Genomic DNA, 14377 nt, shown 5'->3' with positions numbered 1-14377 from the left:
TTCCGGTAATTTGCGGCCAATTGTGGTTTATGATCAAGCTCTCCGTTGCCCATCGCAGAGGCGGCGGACTTACGCCGTCGTGGGGACATGGATCGCTTAACAACCAAGCCTGATTTCGTCGCTGAAGCGCTCCAGTTAATCGGATCGCCCGCCTGTGCCTGCGACGCGGACGGCATCGTCCATGCCGCCAACGCGGCCTTGTGCGCGCTGCTCGGCGCCACTCCCGCCGGCCAACCCCTGCTCGACCTGTTCGCGCTTGACGCGCGTCACGACGCCTTTTTGCGCCTCAATGACGGCGACGGCGCCGACCAGCTGTGGGAAAGCGCGCTGCACGCGCACGGCCAGCCGATTGCGGTCCAGGTGCTGGCCAAGCCGCTGCCCGGCGGCGGCGCCACGTTTGTATTTACCGACATCCGCCGCTACGACCGCGACCAGGCCGCGCTGCGCAAGACGGTGATGGAACAGAAGGCCATTCTCGAAAACGCGGCGGTCGGCATCATCCTCAGCAAAAAGCGGGTCGTCCATGAATGTAATATCCGCGCCGCCGAGATCTTTGGCTACAGCGCCGATGAACTGGTGGGCCGGGCCACCGTCACTGTGTTCCCCAGCCAGCGCAGCTACGACCAGATGAGCAGCGAGGCGGGACCGCGGCTGGCCGCCGGCGGCTCGTACGCGGGCGAACTGCGTATGCGCCGCAAGGACGGCGTGCTGCTGTGGTGCCGCCTGTACGGACGCGCGGTCGATACGCGCGATGAGTCGCACGGCACCATCTGGATCATCGAAGACATCGACGACCTGCACCAGAACGAAACGCGCCTGCGCCGCGCCCTGCTCGAAATGCAGGCCATCATGGACAACGCCCCGCTGGGCATCGCCTTCCAGCGCGACAACCGCATCCTGCGCTATAACCAGCAGTTCGGGCGCTGCTTCGGCTTTGGCGGCGAGACGGGGCTGGGCCACGCGGCCGCCGAACTGTTTGTGTCAAGCGCCGCCTACGACGCCTTGCAGCAGGAGGCGCAGCCGCTGTTGCGCGCCGGCAAACCCTACCAGAGCGACATCGAGATGCTGCGCCAGGACGGCAGCGCGTTCTGGGGGCACGTCTACATCTACGCCATCAACGCCGGGCGCGGCAAGCAGGACACGATCTGGATCGTGGACGACCGCAGCGCCCAGAAGGCGGCCGAGGAAGCGACCCGCCAGGTGCTGCTCGAGCAGAAGGCGATCCTGGACAATGCCTCGGTCGGCATCCTGTTCAGCCGCAACGGGATCATGTTGTCCTGTAACCCGCGCATGGCCGAGATGTTCGGCTACACGCGTGAAGAAATGACCGGCAGGCCGGCGGTGGACGTGTTCCCGTCGCCCGAGGCGTACGAAGAATTCGGGCGCGCGGCCGGGCCCCTGCTCGGCAACGGCCTGCCCTTCGAAACCCCCGAGTACCAGTTCCGCCAGCGCGACGGCACCCTGATCTGGTGCCGCGTGCGGGCCCAGACCATCGATGCCGAACGGCGCGAACAAGGCACTATCTGGATCCTGGAAGACGTGACCGAAGCGCGCCAGACCCTGGTCGAGGTGCAGGCCATCATGACCAACGCCTCGGTCAGCATCTTGTTCACCAAGAACCGCATCATCACGCGCTACAACCGCGGCTTTGCCGACATGTTCGGCTACCAGGGCAGCGAGGGGCTGGGCCTGCCCGGCCGCGCCCTGTACCCGAGCGACGAGGCCTACGCCGCCATCGGCGCGGCCGCCGGCCCGCTGCTCTCGGTCGGTAAACCCTTTCACACCGAAGTGGGCATGGCGCGCAAGGACGGCAGCGTGCTGTGGGCGCAGCTGATCGCCTACGTGGTCAATCCGGCCGACCCGGCGCAGGGTACGATCTGGATCATCGAAGACCGCACCGACGCCAAGCGCGCCGAAGAATCGCTGCGCAACGCGCTGCTGGAAAACCAGGCCATCCTCGACAGCGCGGTGCTCGGCATCGCGGTGGTTGAAAACGGCCTGAATTTGCGCTGCAACGCCAAGATGGAAGAACTGTTCGGCTACGGGCCGGGCGAAGTGGCGGGGCTGTCGGTGCGGGCGCTGTATCCGGACCGCGCCAGCTGGGACCTGGCGCGCGCCGAGACCACGCGCGACTTCCACGCGGGGCGCGTGCACATGGCCGAATACCGGCTGGTGCGCAAGGACGGCAGCAGCTTCTGGGCGCGCCTGTCCGGGCGTCCGTTCGACCTGGCGCATGCCACCGGGCGCTCGGTGTGGCTGGTCGACGACGTGACCGCGCGGCGCGAGGCCGGCGAAGCGGTGCTGCGCGCGCGCGACGAACTCGAAGTGCGGGTGCTCGAGCGCACCGCCGAACTGGCCGGCGCCAACGCGCTGCTGCAGGGCGAGATCGTCGAACGGCGCCAGGCCGAAGCGCGCGTGAACCACATGGCCTATCACGACAGCCTGACCGGCCTGCCCAACCGCGCCTTGCTGTCGGACCGGCTGGACCACGCCATGCTCGGCGCCAAGCGCTCCGGCGGCAAGCTGGCCGTGATGTTCATCGACCTTGACCGTTTCAAGACCATCAACGACTCGCTCGGGCACCTGATGGGCGACCGCCTGCTCAAGGAAGTGGCGCAGCGCCTGTGCCACGCGGTGCGCGAGAGCGACACCGTGGCGCGTCTCGGCGGCGACGAATTCGTGGTGCTGGTGCCGGGTATCGACGGGCTTGAGGAAAGCAGCCAGGTGGCGCAGAAGATCATCGACGTGCTGGCGCTGCCGTTCCCGGTGGACGGGCGCCTGCTGCACATCACGCCATCGATTGGCCTGTGTCTGTATCCGGACGACGGCGGCGATGTGGCGACCCTCATGCGGCACGCCGACGCGGCGATGTACCACGCCAAGGCGAACGGCCGCAATAATTACCAGTACTTCACCGAGCGCATGAACCTGGCGGCGGCGCAGCACTTCGAGCTCGAAAGCGCGCTGCGCGGCGCCCTGGCGGACGAGGAATTCGAGCTGTTCTACCAGCCGATCATCGACATCGGCACGCGCCGCGTGCACACCATGGAAGTGCTGCTGCGCTGGCGCCGACCAGGGCGCGGGCTGGTGCTGCCGGATCACTTCATCCCGATCATGGAAGAAAACGGGTTGATCGTGCCGGTTGGTGAATGGGTGATGCGGCGCGCCTGCGAACAAAGCATGGCGTGGCAGCGCGAGGGGAGGGTGGCGGTGCCGCTGGCGGTCAACCTGTCGCCGCGCCAGTTTATGCATCGCGGGCTGATCGAATCGATCCGGCGCGTGCTCGACGAAACCGGGATCGACCCGGCCCTGATCGAATTCGAAATCACCGAAACGGCGCTGATGCAGCATGGCGAACAGACCATGGAGATCCTGGGGCAGATCAACGCGATGGGCATCCGTCTGTCGATCGACGATTTCGGCACCGGCTATTCGAGCCTGGCGTACCTCAAGCGCTTCCCGGTCAAGAAGATCAAGATCGACCGCGCCTTCATCAAGGACCTCGAAAGCAGCGCCGAAGACCGCGCGATCGTGGCGGCCATCATGGCGCTGTCGAACAGCCTGCAGTTATCGGTGGTGGCGGAAGGCGTCGAAACCGAAGCCCAGTACGCGCTGCTGAACGGCCACGGCTGCCAGTACGCACAGGGCTACCTGTTCGCCCAGCCCCGGCCCGCGGACGAAGCCCGCCACCACCTCTCCAACAACTAGTTTCCTAACCGGGGTCAGACCTCCGACTCGAAATGTTTCGATTCGGAGGTCTGACCCTAATGCCGCTAAGTTAGGCGGTTTGACGACCACAAAACTCAAAACCGTCCTTCCCGCGAAGGCGGGAACGCTGTGCGTTCCCGCCATAGCACGTATGCTTAGCAAAGGTGCTATGGATTCCCGCCTTCGCGGGAAGTCATTTCTGCCAATGGCGGGAATGACGGAGCTTTAAGTTAGCGGCATTAAGGTCTGACCCCGGTCAGGAAATGTTGTCAGTCGAGGGTGGCGATGACTGGGGCGTGGTCCGATGGTTGCTCCCACTTGCGCGGAATGCGGTCGATCGCGCATGCGGTGCAGCGCTTTTTCAATGCGTCCGACAGCAATATGTGGTCGATCCGCAGGCCTTTGTTTTTCTGGTAGCCGAGCTGCCGGTAATCCCACCAGCTGAACGATTTGTCAGCCTGCTCGAACAGGCGGAACGCATCGGTCAAACCCAGGTCGGTCAGCGCCGTCAAGGCTGCCCGCTCTTTGTCGGAACAGAGCACCTGGCCGGTCCATGCAAGCGGGTCGTGTACGTCGCGGTCTTCGGGGGCGATGTTGTAATCGCCCAGGATCGCCAGGCCGCCTTCGGCATGCGCGCTGACTTCATCGGCAAGCCACTCCCGCAGCGCTGCCAGCCAGGCGAGTTTATAGGCGTATTTGTCGGTTCCGACCGCCTGCCCATTCGGTACGTAGGCGCAGATAAAACGCGTGCCGCCGATCGTGGCCGCGAGTATCCGTTGCTGCTCGTCCGGAAATAATGGGTTGTTTTTTATAATGTCATTTAGTGGTAATTTAGATAATATTGCGACGCCGTTATAGGTTTTCTGACCGCTGAAGGCGACTTCATACCCGGCAGCTTTAATTTCAGAAATCGGGAACTTATCGTCCGTCAATTTTGTCTCTTGTAAGCAAAGTACATCGACCGGGTTCGCCTCCAGCCATTGCAGAAGGTGAGGAAGTCGTACTTTGAGGGAATTAACATTCCATGTTGCTATTTTCATAGGGGGGTCCAGAGTGCCATTGGTGCTAAAAACGCCTAGTATCGCGTTAAATGGTGCTTTCGTGCAAGAACATGCCGTTAGTTAACAATTTTGGCCGTGTATGCAAGATGCATACGCTTGTGTTATCAACACTTTTATCGAAAAAATACCGTGGAGATGTTAAACTTTGTTGTCCCCGAGATTTAACCACTCGCAAGATGTAATTAGATGTAACAAGAGGCAGACAAAACAACGATTTTGGACTATTGTTACTCATGGGGAATAAAAAATTGCATTCTTATAACGCAACGGGTAATATACTTAAATCCGGTCGGTGGTGGTGAGAACCAACGGTCGGAACCCCTAGCGTGAAGAGTTACACGCCCTTAAAGTTTGTGACGGCTTCATGACACATTCTGCAAGGTGGTACTAGTTAAAACAATAGTGTTTTGATTAGTGTAGAAATGCGAAGACAGCATTTGTAAAGGATTAAAATGCGAAGTGCATTTGAAGCATGGGCGCAGCGCGATGGTCATATCGTTCGACGCCGCGAAGATAAACCCGATGAATATCTCGTGTTTGAAACACAACGTCGCTGGGTAATCTGGCAAGCGGCGCTGGCGCACGGCAAAACAGCCGCGGCGACAGCGAAGTATTCGGCGCAAAAGGCCGCCTCGAAAGAGTCGGCCGAACCGGTACGCGCAAGCGCACCGGCGTCGGATGAAACCGCAGTGCGCAACCGGGTTCTGAATGAGGTTCTTGATGCTTTTAGCGATCTCGACGATACCGCTGGTATCGAAGGTGTCCTGAAGGTCATCCAGGGCTTGAAGAAGAAGCAGAAAGCTCTGGCCGAAGACAAGACCGAGAGTTGATGCAATACCGGCACTACAAGGGTGGCCTGTACGAATTGGTGTGCGTGGCCACTCTTGAATCGGATCTCTCTGAGATGATCGTGTATCGCGCAGCGGACGGTTCAATATGGACGCGGCCGAAAGACGTGTTTTTTCAGCTGGTCGAGGTCGGCGGCATTCTGGTGCCGCGCTTTGCACCGGTGTCCTAGTCCTGCCCGCCTGCTGCGGCGACTACCTCCCGCATCACTCTCCCGTACCACTCTCCAGGAATAACATTATGCGAATCATCCGCCTCGCTGTGAGCCTCGCGCTGTCCGCTGCCGCCGTTGGCGCCGCTGCGGAAACCGTGGGCTCGGTCGATACCGCTTTCAAGCTGATTGGTCCCGACCACAAGGTCGTGGTCGAAGTCTTCGACGATCCCGTCGTCGGTGGCGTGAGCTGCTACCTGTCGCGCGCCAAGACCGGCGGCATCAAGGGCGCCGTGGGCCTGGCCGAAGACAAGGCCGAATCGTCGGTGGCTTGCCGCCAGGTCGGCCCCATTACTTTCAGCGGCAAAGTACCGAAGCAGGAAGAAGTATTCAGCGAACGCGCCTCGATCTTCTTCAAGCACGTGCGCGTGGTGCGCATGGTCGACGTCAAGCGCAATGCGCTCGCTTACCTTGTGTATTCGGACCGCCTGATCGACGGCAGCCCGAAAAACAGCGTGACCGCGGTGCCGGTGCCGGCCAACCAGCCGATTCCGCTGAAGTAGGTTTTTAAGCAGACTGCATCGGGTAGTATTCAGGAATCCCGGGCTTGTGCCGTTAATGGCATGAACCAGCAGGATGAACCACTACCTTGGATGGATGCGATGGCGATTTTTTTACGGACCGGCGCGCTGGCGCTGCTGGCCGCCCTGGGCGGCTGCGCGACGATCAGCGAATCGAACCAGCAGACCCTGATGCTGCACACAATCCTGGATAACCGCGAAGTCGGCGGCGCCGGCTGCGTGCTGACCAACGACAAAGGGCGCTGGTTCGTCACGTCCCCCGGGCACGTGACCGTGCAAAAGAGCGCAGGCAATCTGTTCATCGACTGCCGCAAGGATGGCGTGGCGGCGGGGCAGGACCGGGTTGCATCGAGCGCCAACGCCAGCGCCACCGTGGGCAATGCGGTGCTGACGGCGGGGCTGGGATACCTGCTCGACAAGCGTACCGGGGCCGGCTTCGATTACCCGGAAACCTTGACGGTGCTGATGCGCCGCAATGGCGCGCGCGATTATCAGAACGACCTGCCGGAGACGGCGGGGACGGCGCTCCATTAGCGCGCTGCACTAGCCTCCAGCGCAACGAAAAAAGCGGCCCCGCGAGGCCGCTTTTTGTCGTCCTGCGACGCCGCTTACACGCGGTTGATCAGGAACGTCGACAGCAGCGGCACCGGACGGCCGGTGGCGCCCTTCGCGCCGCCCGACTTCCATGCCGTGCCGGCGATGTCGAGGTGCGCCCAGGTGTACTTGCGCGTAAAGTTCTCGAGGAAGCAGGCGGCCGTCACGCTGGCGCCGCCCGGGGTGCCGATATTGGCCAGGTCGGCGAAGTTGGACTTGAGCTGCTCGTTGTAGACTTCTTCGATCGGCAGGCGCCATGCGGTGTCGCTGGCGGCTTTGCCGGCGGCCAGCAGTTCGCCGGCCAGCTTCTCGTGGGCCTCGTCGCTGCGCGTGAACAGGCCCGTGTTGTGATGGCCCAGGGCCACCACGCAGGCGCCGGTCAGGGTGGCGATGTCGATCACCGCAGCCGGATTGAAACGCTCGCAGTAAGTGAGCGCGTCGCATAGCACCAGGCGGCCTTCGGCGTCGGTGTTGAGCACTTCGATGGTCAAGCCGTTCATTGACGTGACGATGTCGCCCGGCTTGGTGGCGCGGCCCGACGGCATGTTCTCGCACGCCGCGATCACGCCGATCACATTGAGTTTCAGGCCCATTTCGCCAATCGCGCGGAAGGTGCCCAGCACCGAGGCGGCGCCGCACATGTCGTACTTCATTTCATCCATGCCGGGACCGGCCTTGATCGAAATGCCGCCGGTGTCGAAGGTGATGCCCTTGCCGACCAGGACCACCGGCGCATCCTTGGACTTGCCGCCCATATGCTTCAAGACGATGAACTTGGGCGCTTCGTCGCTGCCGTTGGTGACCGACAGGAAGCTGCCCATTTTCAGCGCCTGCAGCTGTTTGCGGTCCAGCACTTCGACGTCGAACTTGTAGTCCCTGGCCAGCTTGCGGGCCGTGTCGGCCAGGTAGGTCGGGGTGCAGACGTTGGCCGACAGGTTGCCCAGTTCCTTGGTCAGGTCCATGCCGTTGGCGATGGCAATCGCTTGCGCCAGCGCGGTCTTGACTTCGCCCGTGGCGTCAAGCGCCAGGGTGATCTTGCGTACGCCGGCAGGGGCAGGGTCCTTCTTGCTTTTCTGGCCGTCGGTGCGGAAAACGCTCTCGTGGGCGGCGCAGACGATGGTGCGCACGGCCCACGAAACGTCACGCTCTTTCACATCCGTCATGGGTAATGCGATAATGGCGTCCGCGGCGCCCAGCGAGGCGAAAGCCTTGAGCGTCGCGTTCACTGCGGAAGTGAAGCTTTTTTCGCTGACCGTCTCGTCGTTGCCCAGTCCTACCAGCAGCACGCGCGCCGCGCCGGTGCCGGACATACCGCGCAACAGCAGGGTCGAACCGGCTTTGCCGGTAATGTCGCCGGACTTGAGCGCAGCCGTGATGTCACCACCCTGGTCGAGGGCTTTTGCAGCCTGCGACAGTTTTTTGTTTTCGAATACCGCAACCGCGATGCAACCGGTTTTGGCCGACGTGATGGTGTTCTTTGTGTCGAATGCTTTTATGCTAAAGTCCATTTGAATCTCCGTTTCGTGTTTGTGACGCGCACTGCCTAACCTGTGATTATAACTTTCGAATGATCTTTCAACGCGCCTTGCAACGTGAATTAGCCAGTTCGGCCGGAACGACTTTCACGGTGCTGTTTTCCATCGTCGCCACCTGGACCCTGATCGCCATCCTCGGCAAAGCCGCGGGTGGAAAGGTGGCCTCGAGCGACGTGCTGGCGTTGATCGCCTTCGCAACGCTGAATTATCTGCCAACTATCCTGACTCTCACCAGCTTTATTTCGGTGCTGGCGGTGGTCACGCGCAGCTACCGCGACTCCGAGATGGTGGTCTGGTTCGCGTCCGGGCTGTCGCTCACGCGCTGGATCCGCCCCATCCTCACCTTCGGCATTCCCATGATGATCCTGACCGGGGCCCTGAGCCTGTTCGTGACGCCGTGGGCCAAGATGAAAAGCACCGAATTCGTCCAGCGCTTCGAAAAACGCGAAGACCTGAAAAAGGTCTCGCCCGGCCAGTTCAAGGAATCGTCGTCGAGCAACCGCGTGTTTTTCGTCGAAGCCGTCACCGGCGAATCGACCGTGGTGCAGAATGTGTTCGTCAACACGATCGAAAAGAACGTCAACTCCGTCATCGTCGCCAAGGAAGGCGTGATCGAGTCGGACGGCAAGGGTGGCCAGTTCCTGGTGCTCAAGAACGGCCGGCGCTACCAGGGTGTGCCGGGCCAGGCCGATTTTCAATCGATGGAGTTCGGCCGCTACAGCATGCGCGTAGCCAGCAAGAACACGGCGATGGATGGCGACATCTCGTCGGACGCCATGTCCACCCAGGAGCTGCTCGCAACGCCGAACCGCTTCACCCAGTCGGAACTCCTGTACCGCATCGCCGCGCCGATTACCTGCCTGCTCCTGATCCTGCTGGCCATTCCGCTCGGTTTCGTCAATCCGCGCGCCGGCAGCGCGGCCAACCTGATCATCGCGCTGCTGATCTTCTTCACCTATATTAATCTGACCAAGCTGGCCGAGGCCAATGTCCGCCAGGGCAAATCGGACTTCTACATGGCCTGGTGGCCGCTGCACCTGTTCGTCGCGGTCCTGATCGTGGTCATGTTCGCATGGCGCCTGAACGTCAACCACCGCTACCATCCGCTGGTGCTGTGGGCCGCCATGAAGCGCGGCCGGCTCGATCACGCCGCACCGGGAGGCGCGACATGAAGGTCCTTCAACGCTATTTCGCGGTCTCGATCGCGCAGGCTGTCGCCTTCGTGCTGGTCGCCTTCCTGGCGCTGAGCGCTTTCATGGACCTGACCGGCGAACTGCCGTCGGTGGGCAAGGAAGGCTACGCGATCCAGCACGCCTTTTTGTATGTGCTGCTGCGCGTGCCGTTCCACGTGTACGAGGTGATGCCGGTGGCGACCCTGATCGGCACCATCTATACGATGGCGCAGTTCGCATCGACCTCTGAGTTCACCATCATGCGGGCGTCGAGCATGTCGACCCAGATGGCGGCGTGGATGCTTTTCAAGATCGGTTTCGTGTTCGTCATCATCACCTTCGTGTTCGGCGAGCTGATTGCGCCGCGCACCGCGCCGCTGGCCGAAAAGCTCAAACTGAGCGCGCGCGGCGCCACCGTGTCGCAGGAGTTCCGCTCCGGGATGTGGACCAAGGATGTCGTGCGCAGCGAAGGCACCAAGGGGCTTGTCACCGGCTCGCGCTTTTTCAATGTGCGCCAGTTCCGCACCGACGGCCAGATGCTCGATGTGCGCCTGTACGAGTTCGATACCAACTTCCGCATGCGTTCCCTGATCACCGCGGCGCGCGCTGTCTTCACCGGCAACAGCACCTGGCGCCTGGAAGACGTGACCGAAACACGCTTTACCAACACGCGCGAACTGCCGCCGCCGGGCGGCAAACCGCAAGCCGGGGCCAGGGCGCTGGGTACCTACGGCCAGGAAACCAGCATGGTCGCCACCCGCAAGCTGCCGAGCATGGACCTGGTGTCCGAGATCACCCCGAAGATCATCTCGGTATCGGCCTCCGATCCGGTGCGCATGTCAGCCACCGAACTGGCGATCTACACGCGCCACCTGGCCGAGAACAAGCAGGAGACCGAGCGCTTCAAGATCGCGTTCTGGAAAAAGCTGTTCGATCCGCTGGCCATTTTCGTGCTGATGGCGCTGGCGCTGCCGTTCGCCTACCTGCACACCCGCAGCGGCGGCGTGAGCCTGAAGATCTTCATCGGCATCATGATCGGTGTCGGCTTCATTTTGATCAATACCCTGTTCGCTTCCGTGGGGCTGCTCAGTAACATTCCGGCCGTGCTGACGGCGATCGCCCCGAGTTTGCTGTTCCTGCTATTGGCGCTTGCGGCGCTATGGTGGGTGGAAAGACACTGATGACCCGCGCCCTGATCCTGTTTGCCCACGGCGCCCGCGCCGCCACCTGGGCCGCGCCGTTCGAGCGCCTGCGCGAGCTGACGCAAGCGCGCGTGCCCGAGGTGCCGGTCTCGCTGGCGTTCCTGGAATTGATGGAGCCGCGCCTGCCCGAGCGCGTGGCCGAACTGGCCGCGCAGGGCGTCACAGCCCTGACGGTGGTGCCGGTGTTCCTGGGGCAGGGCGGGCACTTGCTGCGCGACCTGCCGCTGATTGTCGAGGAACTGCGGCGCGATCATCCGGCCATGCGGATCACCGTGTCCGGCGCGGTCGGCGAAGACGCCAGCGTGCTGGCGGCGATGACCGATTTCTGCGTGGCGCAGCTGTAAAAGACGCCTTTAACGCACCCGGCGCGTGGTTTCGCGCACCACCAGTTCGAGCGGCGGGATCTGCGCCATCACCGGTTCGCCGTTGATCAGTGCCAGCAGCGCGTTGGTGGCGATGCGGCCCATGTCGTACAAGGGCTGGCGAATGGTGGTCAGCGGCGGCGTGGTGTAGGACGACCCCGGCAAGTCATCGAAGCCGACCAGGGAAATATCGTCCGGCACCCGGATGCCCTTGCGGTACAGGCACAGTCGCACCCCATACGCGCTCAGGTCATTGGCCGCGAACACCGCCGTGAACTGCTGGTTGGTCTCGAACAGGTGGTACACCGCCAAGAGGCCGCCGGATTCGTGGAAGTCGCCGCCCACCACCAGCTTCTCGTCATACTCCAGATCGGATTCGGCCAGGGCGCGCTTGTAGCCGACCAGGCGTTCGTCGGCATCGCGGTGGTGCGATGGACCGGTAACGAAAGCGATGCGGCGGTGCCCCAGTTCGACCAGGTGGCGCACCGCCATGAAGGCGCCGTTTTCGTTATCGAGCTTGAAACCGAGCGCGCTTTTGGTGTGCATGTCGCGCCCCGTGGAGACGATCGGACGCTGGCTGGCGAACTGCAAGATGGTGTCGTCCGGCAGGTGGCCGGAGAGCACGATGATGCCGTCAACCTTGCGCGCCAGCAGAAGGCGGATGCGTTCCGTCTCCTCGACCGCGTTCCAGTGGCCGGAGACGATCACCGACGCGTAACCTGTACCCTTCAAGCCATCGTCGACACCGCGCAGGGTTTCGTCGAAAAACGGGCTCGAGATATCCTGCACCACGATCCCGATGGTCATCGAGCGCCCCTTCTTGAGGCCTTGCGCCATCTGGTTCGGCGCGAAGTGCATCTTCTCGATCGCGGCCATGACGGCGGCGCGCTTGTCGTCCGAGACTTTGGCAGTGCCGTTCAGGATGCGCGATACGGTGCTGGGCGAGACGCCGGCGTGACGCGCGACGTCGATCAGGGTGGAGGGCGGGGCAGCGTTGTCGTGGTCGGTCAAGGGATGGGTCCTGGTAGGGTGCGGAACGGCTGTCACCGCGAGATTACCATAACTGGAACAACCCACGACATAAACAGCCGGCCAGAGTGTACACAGGTACAGCCATTTTGAAAACGTTTTCAATGGCGATGCTGTGGGGTCGGTGCTGCCGGACGGCCCGGGCAAATGTCGCGTTCCGCGCCCAAGGCGGCACGCGGGTGGCGCTGGCGCAGTGGCCGGCTGGCTGGAGTAGATCGTCTATGCCGCGCTCACGCCAAGCGGGGCGTGGCTGTTTTCCGGCCTGTTCAGAAGCAGGGCGCAGCGCTGGCCTGCAAACATCCGGATCGGCCTGGTGCGCCCCTTAGCGTGTGTCTGGCTGAATGGTAGCGAGATCCGCACTTGTTTCGTCGTTCCCGGCCTCGGCGGCCCGCTTGGCGGGAGCGACCTATCAACGCTATCAAAATAGAACTGACTCGCGCAACTCAGTCAGACACACTCTAGCGCGTCGGCTGGCGCGTCCCGCCCACGAAGCGCTTGAACAGGGTCGGGCGCGACGGGCGCGGCAGCGCCTGGTCGACCACCGCGGCCCACTGTTCCGACAACTGCTGGCAGGTGGCGCGCAGCACGGGATTGAGGTCGCCGTGGCTGGCCAGCGCTTTCAGGTGGCGCTCGATCACCGACGCCAGCTTCAGGCACGGCCCGGCCTGCGCCGCGTTGGCGCTGTAGTGGGACATCAGGTGCAGCGCGGCTGAGACCAGCAGTTCGGGCTGGGGCGGCGTGCCGGCCGGTGCGGTAACTGCGGGTCCTGCCATATCGATAGCGATAGCCATTGCGTTGCTCCTGTCAAAATGGGGTGGCTGGCTCGCGGGTGCAACGCTGGCTGGCTGGGGGTTGGTGGTTCAGGCGGTCAGGATCAGTTTATTGAGCCGGGTGACCCGCAATTCGTAGATTTTGCCGTCATGTTCGATCTGGATCGATTTGCCCTGGCGCAGCAGTTCCTGGCTGTTGACGCGCAGCGGAAGCGCAGGTGCGACAGGCGCCGGAATCGCGCGCACGGGTTGTTGGGTGGTATTCATCGCTGCCTTTCAGTGAATGAGAACAATTCTCATTTAGATTATGGCCGATGTGTCTCCCGATTGCAAGCGATAAGCTTGAAGGCCTTGTCTTAACAGCATGGGTGTCATGCCGGTCCAACGTTTAAATGATCTTCGGAAATTGTTCGCGTCATGAAATCCGAGATGGCGCGCCACCGCATCGTTGTCGTGGCGTCCGCCATGGAACAGGTGCAGGGCGACGTGCGCGCGCACCTGGTCGAGCTCGGCCTGGAAATGGCTGCCGTGGCGCGCCAGGTGGCGTTTCAGGGTGGCCGGGCTGACGCCGAACTCGATCGCGCACTGTTCCAGGGTGGGGGCGTTGCGGATGTGCTCCAGCAGATAATCGTAGAGGGCGCACAGCAGGCTGCGCTGGCTGCCTGCGGCATGCGCGGCGTCGACAGCGCGCCGCGCCACCGCCGCCGCCATCGCGTTGGCGCGCGGCCAGGGGCGGTCCAGCCAGGCCGCGTCGATCAGCATGGCGTCGAGGTGACAGTGAAAACGCAGCTGCTCGCCCAGGTGCACCTCGTGCTGCTCGGTGTAGCGCGGCGGGGTGCGGTTGAAGCAGTAGCGCCACGGCAGGCGCTCGCCGCCCAGCCAGCGGCACATGGCTGTCATGGCGGTCATGTGCATCTCCACCAGAAAGCCGCGCTGCGCGCCGGCGCCGAAACTGTCGGTCCAGTACAACACGGCCAGAGCGCCTTCTTCGCAAAAGCGCGGCGCCAGCAAAGGGCACAGCTGCATCTGGAAGCGCACCAGCAGCGCGATCGCCTCGCGCAGGCTGTGGGCCTGCATCAGCGCGTGGCTCAGGGCGCCGAAATGCCCGGGCAGCATTTGCTGGCCCAGCATGAAACTGGTTTCCGGGCTTTTCAGGCCGGCCGCCACATTGGCCAGCAGTTGCAGATATTCGGTGGGGGTAATCGCCTGCTGCGCATCGGGCGCCTGCAGGTCGTCCATGCCGGTGCCGGCCAGGATCGCGCGCGCTGCCAGTTCGCGGCTACGCGCGTAGTCGAGCACCAGCGCCGGCTGGTGCTGCGCCACGATGCAGGGGTCGCCCGCTTGCAGAAGGCGGCTCAACAGCGGC

General features: G+C 62.8%; 14 protein-coding genes. 8 read left to right on the top strand and 6 right to left on the bottom strand.

Annotation, left to right across the window (positions count from 1 at the left end):
• The first annotated feature begins 87 nt into the window (after nt 1-87).
• Nucleotides 88-3708: a bifunctional diguanylate cyclase/phosphodiesterase gene (locus tag F1609_RS12620; protein WP_167076793.1), complete on the top strand. Its 3621-nt coding sequence runs from the start codon at nt 88-90 to the stop codon at nt 3706-3708.
• A 269-nt stretch (nt 3709-3977) separates the two neighbouring features.
• On the opposite strand, the gene xth is transcribed toward F1609_RS12620, so the two are convergent.
• On the bottom strand, nt 3978-4748 hold the full coding sequence (gene xth / locus F1609_RS12615) for an exodeoxyribonuclease III (RefSeq protein WP_167076792.1): 771 nt from the start codon (nt 4746-4748) through the stop codon (nt 3978-3980).
• Between the two features lie 473 nt (nt 4749-5221).
• Between xth and F1609_RS12610 the strand changes: the two genes are divergently transcribed.
• From F1609_RS12610 to F1609_RS12595, 4 genes are all read left to right on the top strand, one after another.
• A complete protein-coding gene (locus tag F1609_RS12610) occupies nt 5222-5599 on the top strand; it encodes a phiTE_015 family protein (RefSeq protein ID WP_054267055.1) in 378 nt (125 codons plus the stop codon).
• Nucleotides 5599-5787, top strand: a complete 189-nt coding sequence (locus tag F1609_RS12605; RefSeq protein WP_167076791.1) for a DUF1653 domain-containing protein — start codon at nt 5599-5601, stop codon at nt 5785-5787. Before F1609_RS12610 ends, F1609_RS12605 begins: the two co-directional genes overlap by 1 nt.
• A 68-nt stretch (nt 5788-5855) precedes the next feature.
• The gene (locus F1609_RS12600) at nt 5856-6329 is read left to right on the top strand and encodes a CreA family protein (RefSeq protein WP_167076790.1); all 474 of its coding nucleotides are present in this window, start codon (nt 5856-5858) and stop codon (nt 6327-6329) included.
• A gap of 99 nt (nt 6330-6428) precedes the next feature.
• Nucleotides 6429-6881 (top strand): hypothetical protein, encoded by a 453-nt coding sequence (locus tag F1609_RS12595; protein ID WP_167076789.1) that lies wholly within the window; start codon nt 6429-6431, stop codon nt 6879-6881.
• A 74-nt stretch (nt 6882-6955) separates the two neighbouring features.
• On the opposite strand, the gene F1609_RS12590 is transcribed toward F1609_RS12595, so the two are convergent.
• Nucleotides 6956-8449: a leucyl aminopeptidase gene (locus F1609_RS12590; protein WP_167076788.1), complete on the bottom strand. Its 1494-nt coding sequence runs from the start codon at nt 8447-8449 to the stop codon at nt 6956-6958.
• A gap of 59 nt (nt 8450-8508) precedes the next feature.
• On the opposite strand from F1609_RS12590, the gene lptF reads away from it, so the two are divergent.
• Genes lptF through F1609_RS12575 form a run of 3 tightly spaced genes read left to right on the top strand, consistent with a single transcriptional unit; the run spans nt 8509 to nt 11194 of the window.
• Entirely contained in the window at nt 8509-9648 is a 1140-nt protein-coding gene (gene lptF, locus F1609_RS12585; RefSeq protein WP_167076787.1) for an LPS export ABC transporter permease LptF, read from the top strand.
• Nucleotides 9645-10829 carry an LPS export ABC transporter permease LptG gene (gene lptG / locus F1609_RS12580; RefSeq protein WP_167076786.1) on the top strand — a complete coding sequence of 395 codons (1185 nt, stop codon included), beginning with the start codon at nt 9645-9647 and terminating at the stop codon, nt 10827-10829. Before lptF ends, lptG begins: the two co-directional genes overlap by 4 nt.
• Nucleotides 10829-11194: a sirohydrochlorin chelatase gene (locus F1609_RS12575; RefSeq protein WP_167076785.1), complete on the top strand. Its 366-nt coding sequence runs from the start codon at nt 10829-10831 to the stop codon at nt 11192-11194. The genes lptG and F1609_RS12575 overlap by 1 nt, the downstream gene beginning before the upstream one ends.
• A 9-nt stretch (nt 11195-11203) precedes the next feature.
• On the opposite strand, the gene F1609_RS12570 is transcribed toward F1609_RS12575, so the two are convergent.
• The 4 genes from F1609_RS12570 to F1609_RS12555 form a co-directional block, all read right to left on the bottom strand.
• Nucleotides 11204-12223 (bottom strand): LacI family DNA-binding transcriptional regulator, encoded by a 1020-nt coding sequence (locus tag F1609_RS12570; RefSeq protein ID WP_187363009.1) that lies wholly within the window; start codon nt 12221-12223, stop codon nt 11204-11206.
• Nucleotides 12224-12699: 476 nt separating this feature from the next.
• Nucleotides 12700-13032 (bottom strand): hypothetical protein, encoded by a 333-nt coding sequence (locus tag F1609_RS12565; RefSeq protein WP_229421856.1) that lies wholly within the window; start codon nt 13030-13032, stop codon nt 12700-12702.
• A gap of 69 nt (nt 13033-13101) precedes the next feature.
• Nucleotides 13102-13278, bottom strand: coding sequence for a hemin uptake protein HemP (gene hemP / locus F1609_RS12560; RefSeq protein ID WP_099881501.1), 177 nt, complete (start codon nt 13276-13278; stop codon nt 13102-13104).
• Nucleotides 13279-13311: 33 nt separating this feature from the next.
• Entirely contained in the window at nt 13312-14370 is a 1059-nt protein-coding gene (locus F1609_RS12555) for an AraC family transcriptional regulator (RefSeq protein WP_229421855.1), read from the bottom strand.
• Between the last annotated feature and the right edge of the window lie 7 nt (nt 14371-14377).

Source organism: Massilia aquatica (genome assembly GCF_011682045.1).
GTDB lineage: Bacteria > Pseudomonadota > Gammaproteobacteria > Burkholderiales > Burkholderiaceae_D > Telluria_A > Telluria_A aquatica.
The sequence above is the reverse complement of the archived record's forward strand: the minus strand, read 5'-3'. Positions and strand labels throughout refer to the sequence as shown.